This is a genomic window from Eudoraea sp., from assembly GCF_049669105.1.
In the GTDB taxonomy this organism is placed as follows: Bacteria; Bacteroidota; Bacteroidia; order Flavobacteriales; family Flavobacteriaceae; genus Eudoraea.
Genome location: NZ_JBATKE010000041.1, coordinates 1 through 17002, shown reverse-complemented (window position 1 = coordinate 17002; position 17002 = coordinate 1). Strand labels below are relative to the sequence as shown.

The window sequence follows — 17002 nt, the reverse complement described above, 5'->3', positions numbered from 1 at the left end:
GAGTTTTTACTTTGTCTCAGACTTTCAAATTTGAAGTTTGCATTATTCGCTTAGCAACAATTCAATATATTGATCAAAATCTTCTTTAAAAGCAATATACTTTTGGCCTGTGGCCGGCCCGTTAAATCCGGTATGAATCTTCCTTACCTTTCCCTTCTTGTCAATAAAGATAGTTGTAGGGTATGAAATAATATGATTTAACATGGGTAGTTTTTCATTTGCTTTGGTTTTACTGGAACTTGCATATTGAGCCAGAAGAATTGGATAAGTTACCCCTACCCTATTTTTTAGCCTTTCAATTCCCTTAAAAGCAAGTTCCTTGGTCTTGGCATACTCGAAAGCCAGGGCAACCACTTCCAAATTGTCCGGTTTTTTGGTTTTTACGTAATCTGATAAAAATCTGGTTTCATCAAGGCAATTCGGGCACCAGGTACCCATAATTTGTACCACTACAACTTTTTCCTTAAATCTGGAGTCTTCTAGTGAAATTAAGATGTCTTCAGTATTTGGAAACGAAAACTGTAATTTATCATAGCCTTCCTTCATAAAGGTTAGCGATTCTTCATCAGCTAATTCAAACCCTTCATTCCTGCGGCCTATAAAAGGCTCTTTAAAATGATTTCCTGAGTAAAAAGTGCCGTATAAAGTACTGTCTGTCACTTTTGCAGTAAACAAAAAAGCGTGAGCCCCGTCAAAAGTGGAGAGTCTCAAACTATCGCCATCTACTATTCCTTCTAAATACCTATAATCACCCGTGTTTGTTCTAAATGTACCACTAACCTTGTTGATTTGTTGTGAGAAAATACCCTTGGCCAAATACTCATCTTCAGAATCCGGACTAAATTTGGTTTCCCATATCCCGGAAACATCTACCCTAGCATTTGCTGAACTATGAAATCTAATGCTATCACCATATACTGCGTAAAATGGCACAATTCTATCCAGGCTTTCTTTTATAAATCTGCCCTTAATAACCGAATCATTAAAAGTTCCCGAGATATAGCCCTCAAATGCAGGCATTTTAATTTTTATGCTGTCATTACGGATTTCAATCTCATCAACCCGAACAGTTTCTCCAGCATTATAAACATCAATTATATATCCTGATTCAGATTTTTTTAAATTAAAATTAAAGGGAAGAAGCTCTTTATCCATGGCTTCCAATTGAGCTAACCACATCCCTTCCCTAAGCAATTCACTTTGCTGGTTGTTACAGGATAATAAAGTAAAAAATAGCAGGAAAAAATAGTAAAATTTTCTCATTGGACTGGTTCTAAAATTTGATGCGAAATAACGATTAAAATCCTTTAATAAAAAATAAAGCTATTCATCCTCTACTATATTGAATGTATAAGACCTTTGTTTTATCTTTGAAGGCTAAAACTAGCCAATGAAAATTTCCTATAACTGGTTAAAACAGTTTCTTAAGCTCGACTGGGAAGCAGAAAAAACAGGGGAACTTCTAACCAATTTAGGGCTTGAAGTAGAAGGCATCTCCCAATTCGAGTCTATTCCCGGTTCTTTAGAGGGTGTAGTAGTAGGCCATGTCCTAAGATGTGAAAAGCATCCGGATGCCGATAGGTTAAAGCTGACTACGGTTGACATTGGTTTAGAAAACCCTGTTCAGATAGTTTGTGGCGCACCAAATGTCGCCGAGGGACAAATGGTACCTGTGGCCAAGATAGGTTCTACGCTATACACCAATGATGGAAAGACCCTGCTAATTAAGAAAGGAAAGATACGAGGCGTTGAGAGTCATGGAATGATTTGCGCAGAAGATGAGTTAGGTTTAGGCGAAAGCCATGAGGGTATAATGGTCTTAAGTGAGACACTCGTACCGGGAACGGCTTGTTCTGAAATCTTTGAAATAGAAAAAGATGAAATCTTTGAAATCGGCTTAACACCAAACAGAGCGGACGCTATGAGCCATCATGGAGTAGCGAGGGATCTAAAAGCAGGGCTTAAGCAGAGAGATATTCAAACAGAACTTATTACTCCCTCCGTAAGTAATTTTAATGTTGAAAACAGATCGTTAAAAATAGATGTTTCGGTTGAAAATAATAACCTGGCACCGAGGTATTGCGGAGTAACACTTAGTAATCTTATTGTGCAGCCTTCGCCGGATTGGTTAAAAAATAGATTGCGTGCTATCGGCCTAAGCCCTATTAACAATGTGGTAGACGCTACTAATTACGTCCTGCATGAATTGGGGCAGCCCTTACACGCATTTGATGCCGATAGAATTAGCGGCAAAAAGATAGTTGTAAAAACTTTACCATCCGGCACTAAATTTATGACCCTTGACGGTGAGGAACGTATTTTGAATGAAGAAGATTTAATGATATGTGATGATGAGAAGCCCATGTGTATTGCCGGAGTTTTTGGGGGAATTAATACAGGCGTAACGGAAAATACCAGATCAATATTTCTTGAAAGCGCCTATTTTGACCCTGTTTCAATTAGGAAAACCGCCAAACGCCACGGGTTAAATACTGATGCATCTTTTCGTTTTGAAAGAGGTGTAAATATAAATAACACCGAATATTGCCTGCGCAGGGCAGCTTTATTGATAAAGGAGATCACAGGGGGAGATGTTACTTCGGACGTTGTAGATCTTTATCCTAGAAAGAAAGATGATTATCAGGTATTTCTTTCTTTCGAAAGAATCAACACCTTAATAGGGCAAAAAATACCCGCAGATACGATTAAGTCCATATTGGCATCCTTAGATATCCAGGTTAAAAATTCTACCGAATCGGGTTTAGGGCTTCTTATTCCATTTTACAGAGTAGATGTTCAAAGAGAAGTGGATGTGATTGAAGAAATTTTGAGAATTTACGGATATAACAATATTGATTTTAAGGAAAAGCTGAATGCTTCCATTGCTACCAGTACAAGATTTGAAGATCATAAACTTGAAAAACTAATTGGCGAGATGCTGGCTTCGAGAGGTTTTTATGAAATTATGACCAATAGTCTTACCAGTCCCAATTATGATAAATTTCTAGCTACTAATTCTGAAGAAACGAGAGTTGCCATATTAAATCCGTTAAGTGCAGATTTGTCAGTTTTAAGACAAACCATGCTATTTTCGGCATTAGAAACAGTGGCTTATAATATTAACAGAAAAAAACAGAACCTAAATTTTTTCGAATTTGGAAAAACATACCAGAACACCAAATCAGATTATTTAGAATCTAAGCACTTAACCTTAATTATTACGGGAACCCGAAATGAAAACAGCTGGATCTCTCCTTCCAGGCCTACAGATTTTTATTTCCTAAAAGCAGCCGTTGAACAGGTTTTAGATCGACTTGGCATTGCTGACTACAACTCTTTTTCCGAGCAGAATGACATTTTCCATGAAGGCCTAAGCCTGAAAAAGAATAAAACTGAATTGGTATCCTTTGGAATGGTTCAAAAAACTATTTTGAAAGAATTTGATATTAAACAAGATGTTTTTTATGCCGATTTTAAGTGGGACGCATTATCTGAGATCATCCCCAAGAATAAAATAATTTTTGAGAAAATTCCACGATTTCCAGAGGTAAAAAGGGATCTGGCTTTATTGTTGGACATGGATATCTCATTTGATGAAATCAAAACCATTGCACTCGATACAGAAAGAAATCTACTGAAAAATATTACTCTTTTTGACGTCTATACCGGAAAGAATCTCCCTCCGGAAAAAAAATCGTACGCTGTAGGATTTACCATAGGGGATGCCAGGAAAACATTAACGGATAAGCAGATCGATAAGATTATGAAAAAACTACAGCAACGCTTTGAAAAAGAGTTGGGTGCAGAGTTACGATAGGTTACAATTGATTTGGTAAAATCACACTGTCAATTACGTGGATAACACCATTACTCTGATTGGCATCTGCAGAAGTTATCCTTGCTATATTTCCAAAACAATCCGTTAGAACAATATCCAGGCCATCCATAGTGGCTAATAATTCATTACCCTGAACGGTAGTTAAACTGGCAATACCTTTACCCCTGCACATTGCCTTTAATATTTTTGAAGCCGTAAGATTACCCGCAACGATGTGATAGGTAACAAAAGATTGTAAGGCCCTTTTATTTTCAGGTCTTAACAGTGCAGCTATCTTATCCTCAGACATCTTCTTAAAGGCTCCGTCCGATGGAGCAAAAATTGTAAATGGACCATCACCAGCGAGAGTTTCTTCAAGATCTGCAGCTTTTACAACGGCAAGAAGCGTTTTGTGAATTTGAGATTCCTCCGTGCTCCGAATAATTGTTTTTTTTAATAAATCATTATTTACGGAAGCCAGGGAAGTTTGAGAAAAAGTTGTTAAAGAGGTCAATAAGGCAAGTAGGCTTAGGGGGGTTGCCAAAAATTTCATGGTATCTAATTTAAATTATTCGAAATTATCGATGAACGGTATAGCTAAGCCGACAAGATACAATTATGGTGGACACATTCATATAAGTGAAAATGCATTTGAAAGAATTTAACAAAACATTAACGTTGATGAAATCTTAAACAGAATTTGTTTCATAACGTCAATTCATTATTTTTGACTCAATTGCTAGAAAAAGAAACCCATGTTATTAAAAAATACAAATATCCAGGAGCAACTCAATAAAGCAAAACGTCAGTTCTCCGAAGAACAACTTATTAATGAGGTATATTTACTCTTAAAGAAATCTTCCGAAAAAGAAGAAAAAATTCTGAAAAAAATATCCGGTACTACTAATAGTTCACAAAATAATTTCAAATTTGATCTTTTAGAAACAGATAGAATTTTTCACATTGATCAAATAAAGGAAATCTGCATTAACTACAGACTTCGTTTTCTGGACACAAAATATTTTAAAGGTCAGATTCCGGATAAAACAATTGATAAGATAAAACTGCTGGAGCAAAAACATAATATTGAAATTGAAGGTTTTAAAATAGTTGCCCCCTCAAAACTGTTCAAATTAGCAGATAAGGATGATCCCCTATTGTTTGCCCCTATTGGTAATGGATATTTTTATTTAATTGATAAATGGGGTAATGATCTGCATCCTTTACGCAGGATTCTGGTTTGGCCATTTAAGAATATTATTAACCTTACATTACTTGTAGTTTTAATCAGTTATCTAACTACACTTTTTATTCCAAACGGACTTTTTTCAAAATCAAATTCGCAAATGGAATTTATGATAATATTCTTTTTTATGTTCAAATCTATAGCCGCCGTAGTTATTTTCTACGGATTCGCTTTGGGTAAGAATTTTAATCCCGCTATATGGAATAGTAAATATTTTAATGCCTGAGCATATATACTAGCGAATTTCATATTCTACTTCGCTTATTTCATGCGGTGTTAAATTAGTTGGTATACATTTGAAAAGGTACGCCATTCAGATCAATATTATCAATAAATGCAGGGTTGGGGACAGGTCTGACACGCAATAGGCCACCTTTACCAGGATCTCCTGATTTCTGATATCCAATTAAAATAAGATTGTTTTTGGCATCGTAGGAAACCATGCTGGTATCACCAATTTCGAATTCAAATAATTGCTCCTGTTCTGATAAAAAATTCTCGTAGTAATAAAGAAACGCAGTATTAGTTTCAAAATCATAAACAGCCGGGATATTTGGATAGGAAGTCCCGGAAAAATTCGTGGGCATTGAATAATACAAATTCCCTACATCATCATAAAAGGAGGATTCAGAATCTCCGAATCCAGGTTCCTTACCATCGCTATAACGAATCGTTGCGCTTATTGCCATTGTAGTACTGCTAATAATATTATGTAACTCAGGATAACTGACTATGATATTTCCGTCATCGGAATTAAAAAGTCTTTGTGCGTCAAATCCGAGATTTATATCGGCTACTAATTCTCCAATCCCGGTATCAAAGACTATCAAGGCATTTTTATTTTCATCTTCTATATCCTCTGATAAAATAAATACGTTATTATTTGAAAAAATTGCCTGTAAGGGTCTTTTAACCAACTCAATATCAACAAATTCAGGTACTGATAGTGAGGTGTTAATTATTCGAATATAATAAAGTGTCTCTTTGGCTCCTCCTCCGGGTACCTCATAACCAACGTAGAAAGTGTTTTCGGAATGAGCAAGCGCCCGAACAATAAGATCACAATTTCCCAAATCATCAAAGACGACCGTCTTTTGTAAGGCGTCATTTTTAAAATCATATAAAGAAATTCTCCCTGAACAATCGGTTTGAGCATTGAAAATACTTATTTCGTTTCCGTCTCTGTAAGTAACTGAAGGAAAAGAAATACCTTCAAATTCACTTATCCCCGGATCTAAAAAAATAGTTTCAGCATCGGCATCTAAATTAATAAGTGATAGGACTTCATTAGATTCTACCAATAGTGAATAATTGGCATCAACATTGGGAAAATCTTCTTTTGTATTCTGAAGTTCTCCGGTATCATCGCTGCACCCCAGCATAAAAAGGGCCAGCAAAAGAAAGTAAATTCTGTAGGTTTGCATAGCATTAGGATTTGGGAGGTCCTATTCAGCTATACGGGTATTGCATACATTTTATCACGTTGTTCCCTTATAGCCTTGTCAGACATATATTCATCAAACGTTAAATATCTGTCTATAGTATCTTTTGGAGTCAATTCTACGATCCTATTTGCCACGGTTTGAGCAAATTGATGGTCATGAGTAGTAAATATAACTGTGCCCTTAAAATTGTTGAGCGAATTGTTAAAGGCTGTTATACTTTCAAGATCAAGATGGTTAGTAGGTTCATCTAACATTAGTACATTAGCCCTGATCATCATCATTCTGCTAAGCATACATCGCACCTTTTCACCACCAGAGAGAACCGTACACTTTTTTAATGCCTCCTCCCCACTAAACAACATTTTACCTAAAAAACCACGAATATATACTTCCTCTCTTTCCTCTTCGGTTTTGGCCCACTGTCGTAACCAATCCACTAAATTCAAATTTTCGTTGAAATAGTCAGAATTATCAGCTGGCAAATAGGATTGCACAGTTGTGATTCCCCAGTGATATGTGCCACTATCAGCTTTTCTTTTGCCATTGATAATTTCATAAAAAGCAGTTGTCGCCCTTGAATCTCTGGATAAAATTGTCACTTTATCTCCTTTAGCTAGATTCAGATTTAAGTTTTGGAACAATAATTCCCCATCCTCAGATCTCGCAGCCAAATTTTCAATATTTAAAATTTGGTCACCGGCTTCCCTTTCCTGTTCAAAAATTATTGCAGGGTATCTCCTACTCGACGGCTTAATGTCCTCAATCTTAAGTTTTTCCAACATCTTCTTTCTTGATGTTGCCTGCTTGCTTTTAGCGACATTGGCACTAAAGCGCAGGATAAATTCTTGTAATTCTTTGGCCTTATCTTCTGCTTTTTTGTTTTGTTGTGCCCTTTGCCTGGCTGCTAATTGACTGCTCTCATACCAAAAGGTGTAATTACCGGAAAAGGAATTGATTTTACCAAAATCTATATCGGCAATATTGGTACAAACCGCATCCAGAAAATGACGGTCATGAGACACTACAATGACCGTATTATCGTAAGAAGCCAGGAAATTTTCTAACCACGTAATGGTTTCATAATCCAAATCATTCGTGGGCTCATCCATAATTAAAACATCCGGATTACCAAATAACGCCTGAGCCAAGAGAACACGAACTTTTAATTTTGAATCCAGTTCAGACATTAAGGTAAAATGAAATACTTCCGGAATTCCCAAATTTGATAACAAGGTAGCCGCATCACTATCCGCGTTCCAGCCATTCATTTCTTCAAAGGTTACCTGCAGTTCTCCAATTCTATCCGCATTTTCATCACTATAGTCTGCATAAAGGGCATCTATCTCTTTTTTGATTTTATATAAGGGTTTGTTCCCCATAACTACAGTCTCCAGAACTGTTATTTCGTCATAGGCATTGTGATTTTGTTCTAAAACAGACATACGCCGGCCCGGTTCAAGATGTACCTTACCTGAGGTTGGGTCAATTTCACCTGAGAGTATTTTCAAAAAAGTAGATTTCCCTGCTCCATTGGCACCAATTATTCCATAACAGTTGCCTTGTGTGAAACTAACATTTACTTCATCAAAAAGTATTCTTTTGCCAAATTGAACTGATAAATTGGAAACAGATAACATACTTGTCTTTTTAAAATTTTTGCAAAAATACGGAAAAATAATCCTAAGTGGCAATAATCCTCGACGCGAATAGCCGGCTTTCCCAATTAACAATGATTGTGAACTTTTAACTGAGCCTTAACAGCTTCAGCCTATTGGTTTGACTAGTTTTGTATCCTATAGGCAGCGAAAATTATATGAATAAAACTTTACTATATTTTATTATAATCTTACTGGCAGCTTGTAATACCGCAGAAAAAAAATCTACAGCGGTTTATTTTGGCGGGGAAATTGTTAACCCTTCAAGCGAGTATGTTGTCCTGTTTAAAGGAGACGTGGTTTTAGATACAGCACGTCTTGATGAGAATAATAGATTTTCCTTTCAGTTGGATTCAGTAGATGAGGGTCTTCATCATTTTTACCACTTTCCGGAAGAGCAGTATGTGTTTTTAGAGCGAGGTGATAGTTTACAATTAAGGCTAAATACCGTTGATTTTGATGAATCACTGGTTTTTTCTGGTACCAACGAACAGGTAAATAATTTTCTTTTGGAAATGTTTCTGGCCAATGAACAGGAGGAAGAGTTGATTTATAAATTCTATAGCCTGGAACCTGAAGCTTTTATATCAAAAATAGACTCCCTAAAAAATGTAAAACTTGAATCGTTAAACAACCTTTCTATGGAGGCTGAACTTTCAGATGGTGCTAAGGAAATAGCCCAGGCGGGTATTATGTATACTTCCTATATCTTCAAAGAGGCCTATCCGTTTTATCATAAAAGGAAAAAAGGTGAGAAATCTATTCATGATCTTCCCCCTGACTTTTATGACTATCGCGCCGATATCAATTATGATAACAAAGGTCTGGGCTATTACCGGCCGTATTATAATTTCATGAAATATCATTTAGGGAACCTTTCATACATGGACTGTAAAAACGGCTGTGGAAGTGAGATTAAGATGGCAAAAAACAAACTCCATTTTAATCAACACAAATTAAAGTTAATAGATAGTCTAATAATGCAGAAGGAACTTAGAGATAATTTATTCAGGAATGTTGCAATGGATTATTTGCTTAAATATGACAAAGAGGAAAATATTGAAATTTTCATCAAGGAATTTCATCAAATGTCAGGGAACAACAGGCACATACATGAAATTAACGGACTATATGACGGGATAAAAAATTTACAACCGCAGAAAGAACTGCCTGAACTCATGGTATTTGATTCTGAAGGCAACAAGGTTTCCATAAAGGACTTAGGAAAAGACAGAAAGGTTGTATTTTACTTTTGGTCAGCGCCCGAAAAAAGGCATTTTACTAATATGATTACACGTATTAATCTATTAAAAGAAAAATATCCGGAGTATACTTTTATTGGTCTAAATGTAAGAACAGAACATTCCCGATGGAATAATATGCTCGAAGTTTCACAACTAGATAAAAACGAGCAATTTTGGACAGAGAATTTTGAAGATGTTGCGCATACCTTAATCGTCTATGACCCGAATAGAGGGATCATTACAAATGACGGCATAATTGTAGATGCTTTTGCTAACGTTTATACCTCCTTCTAGGGTACCAGATTTGTTTGACAGAACAAGCGATTATGGATAATCCTAACCGCTTGACCCAATATAAGTTGCTGAGTTAATTTCCCTTATTATAATCCGCTAAAAACTTTTCTAACCCTATATCTGTTAAGGGATGTTTTAACAGTCCTTCAATAGCAGATAAAGGCCCGGTCATCACATCAGCACCCACTTTAGCACAGTCAATAATATGCATCGTATGTCTTATTGAAGCAGCCAGAATTTCCGTTTCATATCCATAATTGTCATAAATGTGCCTTATTTCTGAAATAAGGTTTAATCCGTCTGTAGATATATCGTCTAATCTTCCTATAAACGGTGAAACATAAGTTGCTCCTGCCTTAGCCGCCAAAAGGGCCTGTCCCGGTGAAAAAACCAACGTACAATTTGTTCTAATGCCTTTGTCCGCAAAGTATTTAAGTGCTTTTACTCCATCCCGGATCATAGGAACCTTGACAACAATTTGTTCATGTAAATCTGCCAGCACCTCCCCTTCCCTGATCATTCCCTGTAAATCTGTCGCAATTACCTCAGCAGATACATCACCATCAACGATGTTACATATATCCACATAGTGTTTTAAGATATTATTTCTTCCGGTGATCCCCTCCTTTGCCATTAATGAAGGGTTTGTAGTAACCCCATCTAAAACGCCAAGCTCCTGAGCATCTTTAATTTGATCTAAATTAGCAGTATCAATAAAAAATTTCATGTGTTTTCTTTTGTTTTAATAACGTTTGAAAGCTGCGTATCTACTTTAAAAACGCGCCTACAAAACTACAATTTATAATGATTCAATAACAAGCGTTCATAAAGTTTATCAGGCAAAATTTTCTTTAAAACCAATGAAAATTTCTGCATTGGACTTCCAACTTTATAATGAACTTTTGGATTTTTAGTATTCATGATTCTAAATACCATTTCCGCAACCTTTACAGGATCCTGACCTTCCTTTACATGATCATCTATTATGGCTAATGATTTGCTGTAGGATTTGTAATATGGCGAATCACTATTTGCGGGTGCGTGGTAACGGCCGGCTGCTATATTCGTTGCAAAATCACCAGGTGCCAGGTTAGTTATCTTAATACCAAAGTCTTTGGTCTCCATTCTCAGGGCTTCTGTAAGTAATTCCAAAGCCCCTTTACTGGCTGAATAAATCCCCCTATAAGGCAATCCCATATATCCGGCTATTGAGGTGATATTTATTATTAGTCCTGAATTTTGCTTTCTCATCTGCGGCAATACGGCTCTGGCCATATTAATTGGTCCGTGGAAATTAGTGTCAAATACTTTTTTTATTTCAGCTTCGGGCGTTTCCTCAATTGGCCCCGTTATTCCAATTCCCGCATTATTTATAAGTACGTCTAAACAGCCCTCAGAGGCAATTAAATCATTTAAAGCCCGTGCAATACTGGTATTATCTCGGACATCTAATTCTATGAGTTGAAAATCTGAAAATTCAGGATAGTTCTCCAAGTTACGCGTAGTACCAAAAACCTTATATCCTTTAGATTGAAGATGCAAACCAATAGATCTGCCAATACCTGAGGAACCACCAGTAATTAAAACAATTTTTTGTCTCATATACCTTGCAAATAAACAAATAAAAAGAAGAGAAAGAAAATACTGAAATCTTAATTCAGAACGGAAGTGAAAAATTATATTAATCCGTAGAAGGTGTCAAAAAAACAAAATAAACTGCATAAAAAAAGGCAAGCTACCTACATCGCACCGCTACAACCTCGTACCCTTGCTGCGTTCCCACCCTGGGGGATTCAGAGGGAGCTGGTCGTGTAGGACTTGCCTCATGCAAATATACGACCAATTTAAATTTGGGACAATCGTTTTACATTCTTATTTTAGCCCTAAAGCATTTAATAAATAATACTTTTGCTCAGAGAAACTTCCAATATTAGGCTTTCTAATCTTAAACTATAGAAGTAAAATCGTATATGAATTTCATCAAGTTTTTCATCCCTGTAATAATAACTATATTGTTCTTAGCCTGTGAAGGGGATCCAAAACCCAAACAGTTATTTGAAATTGAGTTAGCCGGCAATACCAATGAGTATAGAAATCAGGAGTCCGTAGCTGTATCCATAAAGAACAAAAAAGGAAAAACGATAGACAAAGTAAGCTATTCAATCGACGGGAAAGTATTGGAGGTAAAAGGAGACAAACTAAGTTTGGAAATAACACGTTTGGGGCAAAAAGAACTCAAAGCTGTTATTGAATATGAAGGGAATACAGCGGAAATAACTAAAAAGATAAAGGTTTTGTCCGCCACAGCCCCCGAAATTTACACTTATGAAATTGTCAATGAATACCCACACGATTTAAACGCATTCACTCAGGGCTTAGAATTTTACAATGATACCTTATACGAGAGTACCGGTAGTGGTGGTAATGCTAAATCGTTCATCAGGAAAATAGATTTTAAAACCGGTAAAGTATTGCAACAAAAGGACCTTGCCAAAAATTATTTTGGAGAAGGTATTACAATTTTAAATGACAAGCTCTATCAACTCACATGGCGCAGCAGCATAGGCTTTGTTTACCAACTTTCTGATTTTAAAGAACTTAATAGTTTTCAATATGGGGAGAGCAAAGAAGGTTGGGGGCTCTGTAATGACGGAAAAATGATTTACAAAAGCGACGGTACTGAAAAAATTTGGTTATTAGATCCGGAGACGCTCATGGAAGTAAGTCATATTGAAACAGTAACCAATAAATCCATTTTCAATAAAGCCAATGAATTGGAATATGTGGATGGAAAAATATACGCCAATGTCTGGCAAAAGGAAAGTATGATGATTATTGATGCGGAAAGTGGAGCCATCGTTGGGGTGATTAATATGGCCGGATTGAAGAATAAAGTTAAAAAACATGAAAATCTTGATGTTTTAAACGGCGTGGCCTACAACCCAAAAACTGACACATTCTTTGTCACAGGTAAAAACTGGGATAAACTCTTTGAAATTAGGATCAAGAAAAAATAAGATGGAGGCTTTTGAAAAAACTTTAGTTGTACAACCTGATGATCTTGATGACCTAAATCATGTAAACAACGTCCGCTATGTACAATGGATTCAGGACATTTCCAAAGAACATTGGCAGCACCTGACTTCAAAAGAGCTTCAGGAACGTTTTATTTGGGTAGTGCTCAATCATAACATAACCTATAAAAGCGCCGCCGGTTTGGGCGACGTTATTCTTTTAAAAACATATATTGAAAATTCCAAAGGAGCCATTTCTACAAGGGTTGTTGAGATGTATAACGCTGTAACGAATACTCTTTTGCTACATTCAAAAACAACATGGTGCCTTCTTAATCCCGAAACACTCAAACCAATACGAATTTCAGAAGAAATTCGTTCTATTTTTGCAGATGTGACAAAGAATCCTAGCTGATATGATATGCGCCAAAGTCTTTTTATTATACCAATTCTATTGATAACACTTCTCTGGTGTTCTTGCAGGAAGGATTTTCAGTACGATACGAGCAGTGGCAACTTGGAGTTTTCAAAGGATACAGTCTATTTAGATACGGTCTTTACCAATATTGGCAGTAGTACTTATTCTCTAAAGGTCTATAACCGGTCAAATAACGATATACAAATCCCTAGTGTACGTCTGGCACAAGGAAATAATAGCAGCTACAGATTAAATGTAGATGGTGTGGCCGGGAAAGAATTTGAAAATGTCCCATTAATGGCCAAAGACAGCTTATTTATTTTTATCGAAACAACTTTTGATATTTCGACAATCAACGGGAATGAATTTTTGTATACAGATGCCATCCTTTTTGATGCAGGTCCCAAACAGCAGGAAGTTCAATTAGTGACTTTAATAAAAGATGCTATATTCCTTTATCCGGCAGAAAATACTGATGGAACTAAGGAAACTTTACTTTTGGGACTGGACAAAGATGGAAATGAAATTAGAATAGAAGGATTTCTTCTTACCGATGAGCAACTAAGCTTTAGCAATGAAAAACCTTATGTTATATATGGTTATGCCGGAGTAGCATCTGACAAAACCCTTAATATGGCTGCAGGCAGCAGAGTACACTTTCACAAAGATTCGGGAATATTGGTAGGAGAAGGGGCTTCCCTCAGGGTTAATGGCACTTTAAGCATGGATACGCTTCTTTTGGAAAATGAAGTAATTTTTGAGGGTGACCGACTGGAACCGGAGTTCTCAGAGGTGCCCGGGCAATGGGGAACCATTTGGCTGGCTCCCGGCAGTAGTAACAATATCATAAACCATCTTACCATCAGGAATGCTTCTGTGGGACTATTGGTTGAAGGTAATTCGGACTTAAATCCGCCAAAACTTTCAGTTAGTAATTCTCAGATTTATAACAGCCTGGCAATAAATATTTGGGCAAGATCTTCCTCAATTAATGGAGAAAATTTAGTGCTGGGTAATGCGGGAAATGGCTCATTAATCCTTTCCAATGGGGGTAGTTATTCTTTTGTGCACTGTTCAATAGCCAATTATTGGAGTAATGGTTTCAGATCGGGTGCTGCATTGCAAATCAGTAATTATGATCTCGCGGAGGATACAAGTGCAAACGGACAAGACCTGACAGCCAGTTTTATAAACTGTATTGCAGATGGCAATATGTCTCTTGAACTCTCCTTAAATTCTGATGAGACAAATGCATTTGACTTTTCTTTCAAGAATTGCCTGATTAAATTTAAGGATACAAATAATCAGTTTGATTCAGATCCTTTGTATGATTTTGATAATGATACCTACTACAACAATGTTTTTCTGAATGAGAATGCTGATTTTTGGAATACTGCAAAAAACGATTTCAGGCTTGGCAATTCTTCTTCGGCAATTGGCAAAGCAGATCCTGACACAGCATTGCTGGTACCCTCAGATCTTCTGGGAACAGATCGCAGTTCTGAACCCGATATTGGGGCCTATGAATTTGTTGCTTTCGATCAGAATTAAGCTTTAGCAATATTATTTGAAAGAATTTTCTTTCAATATTCTTGATTTCCAACACTTTATGTAGAAAAACCTTAATTATTCTACGGTAAAAGTAGGGTGTCTTTTCGAATAGGTTTACTACTTTGTACCCAAATACCTTGGCATGGAGTATTCTTATACTATTATTGATTCCGACGCCACCTCAAATTTGCAGTTGCAGCACTATTTGGAGGACTATGGGGATTTTGTATGCACCAGTCAGGCTAGAAACTGTGAAGATGGCTTAAATGCTATTCTTAAATACACTCCGGATGTTGTTTTTATTAACCTAAACGACAAGGCTTTTGAATATTTTCACATGGTCACTGAATTGTATCAGTATGTTAAAAATATTCCCATTCTTATTGGAATCTCAAAAAGCAAGGAGTACGCCTATAATGCTATTAAACATAATTTCTTTGACTACTGGCTGATGCCTTATAATGAATTTGATATTCGGAAGACGCTATTACGGCTTAAAAAACAATTGCCAAAAGAAGATGTTTCTCATACGCTTTGTCTTAAATCTTACAATGATTACCAATATCTGGATACCAATGAAATACTTTATTTAAGAGCAGACAATAATGCTACAGATTTCATCATGAAAGACGGCAGTAAAATAAGCGCCTATAAAACCCTTAAGACTTTTGTAAATCAGTTACCCTCCAATTTCATACGTGTTCACCAAAGTTATATCCTGAACACCAATTATGTCTCGGGAATTAATTATGGAAAATCTACATGCTTCTTAAAGATTAGAAAAACACAACTGCCTTTTTCCAAATCTTATAAAGAAAATATAGATGGTTTAAAAAAGATTTTATCAAAAAACACCATATCACCCTCCAATTAAAGGAATACTCTCAAAAACCTTTCGAATACTCATAGAATAGGTACATCTGCTAATACTTTTATATTAAAACAATAAACTTTTGGTTATCCTTTTAAATTAGTCCCATGCTAGTCAATAATAACTAACCCCTTAAAAAAACGATAAAGATGAAAAAAGTTTTAAGCATTGTCGCAATAGTAGTATTTAGTATGGGATTATATTCCTGTGACGCAGATAACAGCGCTGAAGATCAATCTCTATATGAGCAAGGAACTGGTGGAGATGACATACCGACCGGAGGAGGTAGATCCTAGCCTAAAATTAATTTTAAGTATATATTCAACCCTCACAAGTTTTATAAATTATTAGAAAGCCTTAAATAGTGTATTTAGGGCTTTTTAATTATCTTGTATTAGAAGCCATTTGTTTCTAAGTGTTATGGTAACTAAAAAACATATAGTTCTAATATCGCTCTTATTTCTTTTTTTTTCCTGTAAAAAAGAAAATCAATCGCCTCATTTAAATGGTGAACTTCTCAGTTCAGATAGCACCCAGGTGTGGATCAAAAATGGAACAGACGCAAATCTACCTTCAAAAGCCCAAAAGGATTTTTTACAAAAGGCTTATGAGCTTGCTACCGGTGAGCCAAATGATTCGATAAGGCTGAAGCATTATTCCGAACTTTCCCTGGCTTATCTGAAATTAAAAGATTCTACACGTTTCCGAATGGTCAATAAAAGTGCCCGGATTCTCTCACGTGAAATTAAAGATTCTTCAATCCTCGCGGCATTACATTGGGATCTGGGCGATTTTTATCAGAATTATTTTTCTAAGGACAGTGCCTATTACCAATACGCCCAGGCTGAAAAAATTTATACCGCCTTAGGAGACAAGTTCAGAAGGGGCCGACTACTTTATCAGATGTCTATAATACAAAAAGACTTAAAGGACTATACCGGGGCCGAGATAAATATCATAAATGCCATAGAACTCTTCCAAAAACATGAAAATAATGAACAATTGTTCCTCTGCTACAATTTATTGGGGGCTATTTCCAAAAGCTTGAATGAATTTGAACTATCACGGAACTATTTTTCTAAAGCAGGAGAATACCTCAACAAACTACCAAAAAAATCGATTAATGCAAAACAAAATATACTGAACAATAATATTGGGAATTCCTATAAGGAACAAGGAGATTATTTAAAAGCTATTAAATATTTCGAAAAGGTAGTAGGCACAGATAGTTTGCTGATTAAGAATCCAAAAAGCTACGCCCTTGCTCTTGATAATTTGGCTTATAGTCAGTTCAAAACGGGCAAAATGAAAATTTCCGAGGCCAATTTAAAAGAGGCTTTGCAAATTAATATCCAGGAGAACTACCTTGATCAAATTGCCATGAGTCGCTACCATCTGGCGGAGTATTTTTTGGCTGAAAGAGATACTTCATTAGCAATGGACAATG

The 17002-nt window shown here is 36.2% G+C and carries 15 protein-coding genes and 1 other RNA gene; 9 read left to right on the top strand and 7 right to left on the bottom strand.

All coding sequences use genetic code 11. From position 1 onward, the window contains the following. Positions 1 to 42 precede the first annotated feature (42 nt). Entirely contained in the window at positions 43 to 1263 is a 1221-nt protein-coding gene (locus tag WBM60_RS02880) for a peroxiredoxin family protein (RefSeq protein ID WP_424278808.1), read from the bottom strand. Positions 1264 to 1390: 127 nt separating this feature from the next. Here WBM60_RS02880 and pheT point away from each other — a divergent pair, with 127 nt between their 5' ends. Beyond that, positions 1391 to 3817, top strand: a complete 2427-nt coding sequence (gene pheT / locus WBM60_RS02875; RefSeq protein WP_424262346.1) for a phenylalanine--tRNA ligase subunit beta — start codon at positions 1391 to 1393, stop codon at positions 3815 to 3817. Position 3818: 1 nt separating this feature from the next. Here the strand turns inward: pheT and WBM60_RS02870 are convergent, their stop codons facing one another. Continuing rightward, complete coding sequence (locus tag WBM60_RS02870; RefSeq protein ID WP_424262344.1) at positions 3819 to 4370, bottom strand: fasciclin domain-containing protein; 552 nt, start codon at positions 4368 to 4370, stop codon at positions 3819 to 3821. Positions 4371 to 4572: 202 nt separating this feature from the next. Between WBM60_RS02870 and WBM60_RS02865 the strand changes: the two genes are divergently transcribed. Continuing rightward, positions 4573 to 5289, top strand: a complete 717-nt coding sequence (locus WBM60_RS02865) for a hypothetical protein (protein ID WP_424262342.1) — start codon at positions 4573 to 4575, stop codon at positions 5287 to 5289. A gap of 55 nt (positions 5290 to 5344) precedes the next feature. On the opposite strand, the gene WBM60_RS02860 is transcribed toward WBM60_RS02865, so the two are convergent. After that, positions 5345 to 6487: a hypothetical protein gene (locus WBM60_RS02860; RefSeq protein WP_424262340.1), complete on the bottom strand. Its 1143-nt coding sequence runs from the start codon at positions 6485 to 6487 to the stop codon at positions 5345 to 5347. A 29-nt stretch (positions 6488 to 6516) separates the two neighbouring features. Then, a complete protein-coding gene (locus WBM60_RS02855; RefSeq protein WP_299163001.1) occupies positions 6517 to 8145 on the bottom strand; it encodes an ABC-F family ATP-binding cassette domain-containing protein in 1629 nt (542 codons plus the stop codon). Between the two features lie 176 nt (positions 8146 to 8321). Here WBM60_RS02855 and WBM60_RS02850 point away from each other — a divergent pair, with 176 nt between their 5' ends. Further along, a complete protein-coding gene (locus WBM60_RS02850; protein WP_424262336.1) occupies positions 8322 to 9701 on the top strand; it encodes a TlpA family protein disulfide reductase in 1380 nt (459 codons plus the stop codon). Positions 9702 to 9774: 73 nt separating this feature from the next. Here WBM60_RS02850 and fsa read toward each other — a convergent pair whose 3' ends face one another. From fsa to ffs, 3 genes are all read right to left on the bottom strand, one after another. Continuing rightward, positions 9775 to 10428 (bottom strand): fructose-6-phosphate aldolase, encoded by a 654-nt coding sequence (gene fsa, locus WBM60_RS02845; protein WP_299163007.1) that lies wholly within the window; start codon positions 10426 to 10428, stop codon positions 9775 to 9777. Between the two features lie 65 nt (positions 10429 to 10493). Continuing rightward, on the bottom strand, positions 10494 to 11303 hold the full coding sequence (locus WBM60_RS02840; RefSeq protein WP_424282749.1) for an SDR family oxidoreductase: 810 nt from the start codon (positions 11301 to 11303) through the stop codon (positions 10494 to 10496). Positions 11304 to 11426: 123 nt separating this feature from the next. Continuing rightward, an RNA gene (gene ffs / locus WBM60_RS02835) (signal recognition particle sRNA small type) lies at positions 11427 to 11525 on the bottom strand. A 146-nt stretch (positions 11526 to 11671) separates the two neighbouring features. On the opposite strand from ffs, the gene WBM60_RS02830 reads away from it, so the two are divergent. From WBM60_RS02830 to WBM60_RS02805, 6 genes are all read left to right on the top strand, one after another. Further along, positions 11672 to 12718, top strand: a complete 1047-nt coding sequence (locus WBM60_RS02830; RefSeq protein ID WP_424262331.1) for a glutaminyl-peptide cyclotransferase — start codon at positions 11672 to 11674, stop codon at positions 12716 to 12718. 1 nt (position 12719) lies between these two features. After that, a complete protein-coding gene (locus tag WBM60_RS02825; protein ID WP_424262329.1) occupies positions 12720 to 13130 on the top strand; it encodes an acyl-CoA thioesterase in 411 nt (136 codons plus the stop codon). 6 nt (positions 13131 to 13136) lie between these two features. Then, the gene (locus tag WBM60_RS02820; protein ID WP_424282748.1) at positions 13137 to 14684 is read left to right on the top strand and encodes a hypothetical protein; all 1548 of its coding nucleotides are present in this window, start codon (positions 13137 to 13139) and stop codon (positions 14682 to 14684) included. Positions 14685 to 14826: 142 nt separating this feature from the next. Then, complete coding sequence (locus tag WBM60_RS02815; protein WP_424277272.1) at positions 14827 to 15558, top strand: LytR/AlgR family response regulator transcription factor; 732 nt, start codon at positions 14827 to 14829, stop codon at positions 15556 to 15558. 146 nt (positions 15559 to 15704) lie between these two features. Beyond that, positions 15705 to 15851 (top strand): hypothetical protein, encoded by a 147-nt coding sequence (locus WBM60_RS02810; protein ID WP_424262323.1) that lies wholly within the window; start codon positions 15705 to 15707, stop codon positions 15849 to 15851. Between the two features lie 124 nt (positions 15852 to 15975). Next, positions 15976 to 17002 (top strand): tetratricopeptide repeat protein (locus WBM60_RS02805; protein ID WP_424282747.1); only part of this gene is annotated, 1027 nt, incomplete at its 3' end.

What these genes read in the sequence shown, in the direction of transcription:
- WBM60_RS02815 (WP_424277272.1), top strand. Translation starts at nt 14,827, where the DNA reads ATGGAGTATTCTTATACTATTATTGATTCCGACGCCACCTCAAATTTG.
- WBM60_RS02820 (WP_424282748.1), top strand. Translation starts at nt 13,137, where the DNA reads ATGCGCCAAAGTCTTTTTATTATACCAATTCTATTGATAACACTTCTC.
- WBM60_RS02810 (WP_424262323.1), top strand. Translation starts at nt 15,705, where the DNA reads ATGAAAAAAGTTTTAAGCATTGTCGCAATAGTAGTATTTAGTATGGGA.
- WBM60_RS02840 (WP_424282749.1), bottom strand. Translation starts at nt 11,303, where the DNA reads ATGAGACAAAAAATTGTTTTAATTACTGGTGGTTCCTCAGGTATTGGC.
- fsa (WP_299163007.1), bottom strand. Translation starts at nt 10,428, where the DNA reads ATGAAATTTTTTATTGATACTGCTAATTTAGATCAAATTAAAGATGCT.
- WBM60_RS02850 (WP_424262336.1), top strand. Translation starts at nt 8,322, where the DNA reads ATGAATAAAACTTTACTATATTTTATTATAATCTTACTGGCAGCTTGT.
- WBM60_RS02860 (WP_424262340.1), bottom strand. Translation starts at nt 6,487, where the DNA reads ATGCAAACCTACAGAATTTACTTTCTTTTGCTGGCCCTTTTTATGCTG.
- pheT (WP_424262346.1), top strand. Translation starts at nt 1,391, where the DNA reads ATGAAAATTTCCTATAACTGGTTAAAACAGTTTCTTAAGCTCGACTGG.
- WBM60_RS02830 (WP_424262331.1), top strand. Translation starts at nt 11,672, where the DNA reads ATGAATTTCATCAAGTTTTTCATCCCTGTAATAATAACTATATTGTTC.
- WBM60_RS02870 (WP_424262344.1), bottom strand. Translation starts at nt 4,370, where the DNA reads ATGAAATTTTTGGCAACCCCCCTAAGCCTACTTGCCTTATTGACCTCT.
- WBM60_RS02865 (WP_424262342.1), top strand. Translation starts at nt 4,573, where the DNA reads ATGTTATTAAAAAATACAAATATCCAGGAGCAACTCAATAAAGCAAAA.
- WBM60_RS02880 (WP_424278808.1), bottom strand. Translation starts at nt 1,263, where the DNA reads ATGAGAAAATTTTACTATTTTTTCCTGCTATTTTTTACTTTATTATCC.
- WBM60_RS02855 (WP_299163001.1), bottom strand. Translation starts at nt 8,145, where the DNA reads ATGTTATCTGTTTCCAATTTATCAGTTCAATTTGGCAAAAGAATACTT.
- WBM60_RS02825 (WP_424262329.1), top strand. Translation starts at nt 12,720, where the DNA reads ATGGAGGCTTTTGAAAAAACTTTAGTTGTACAACCTGATGATCTTGAT.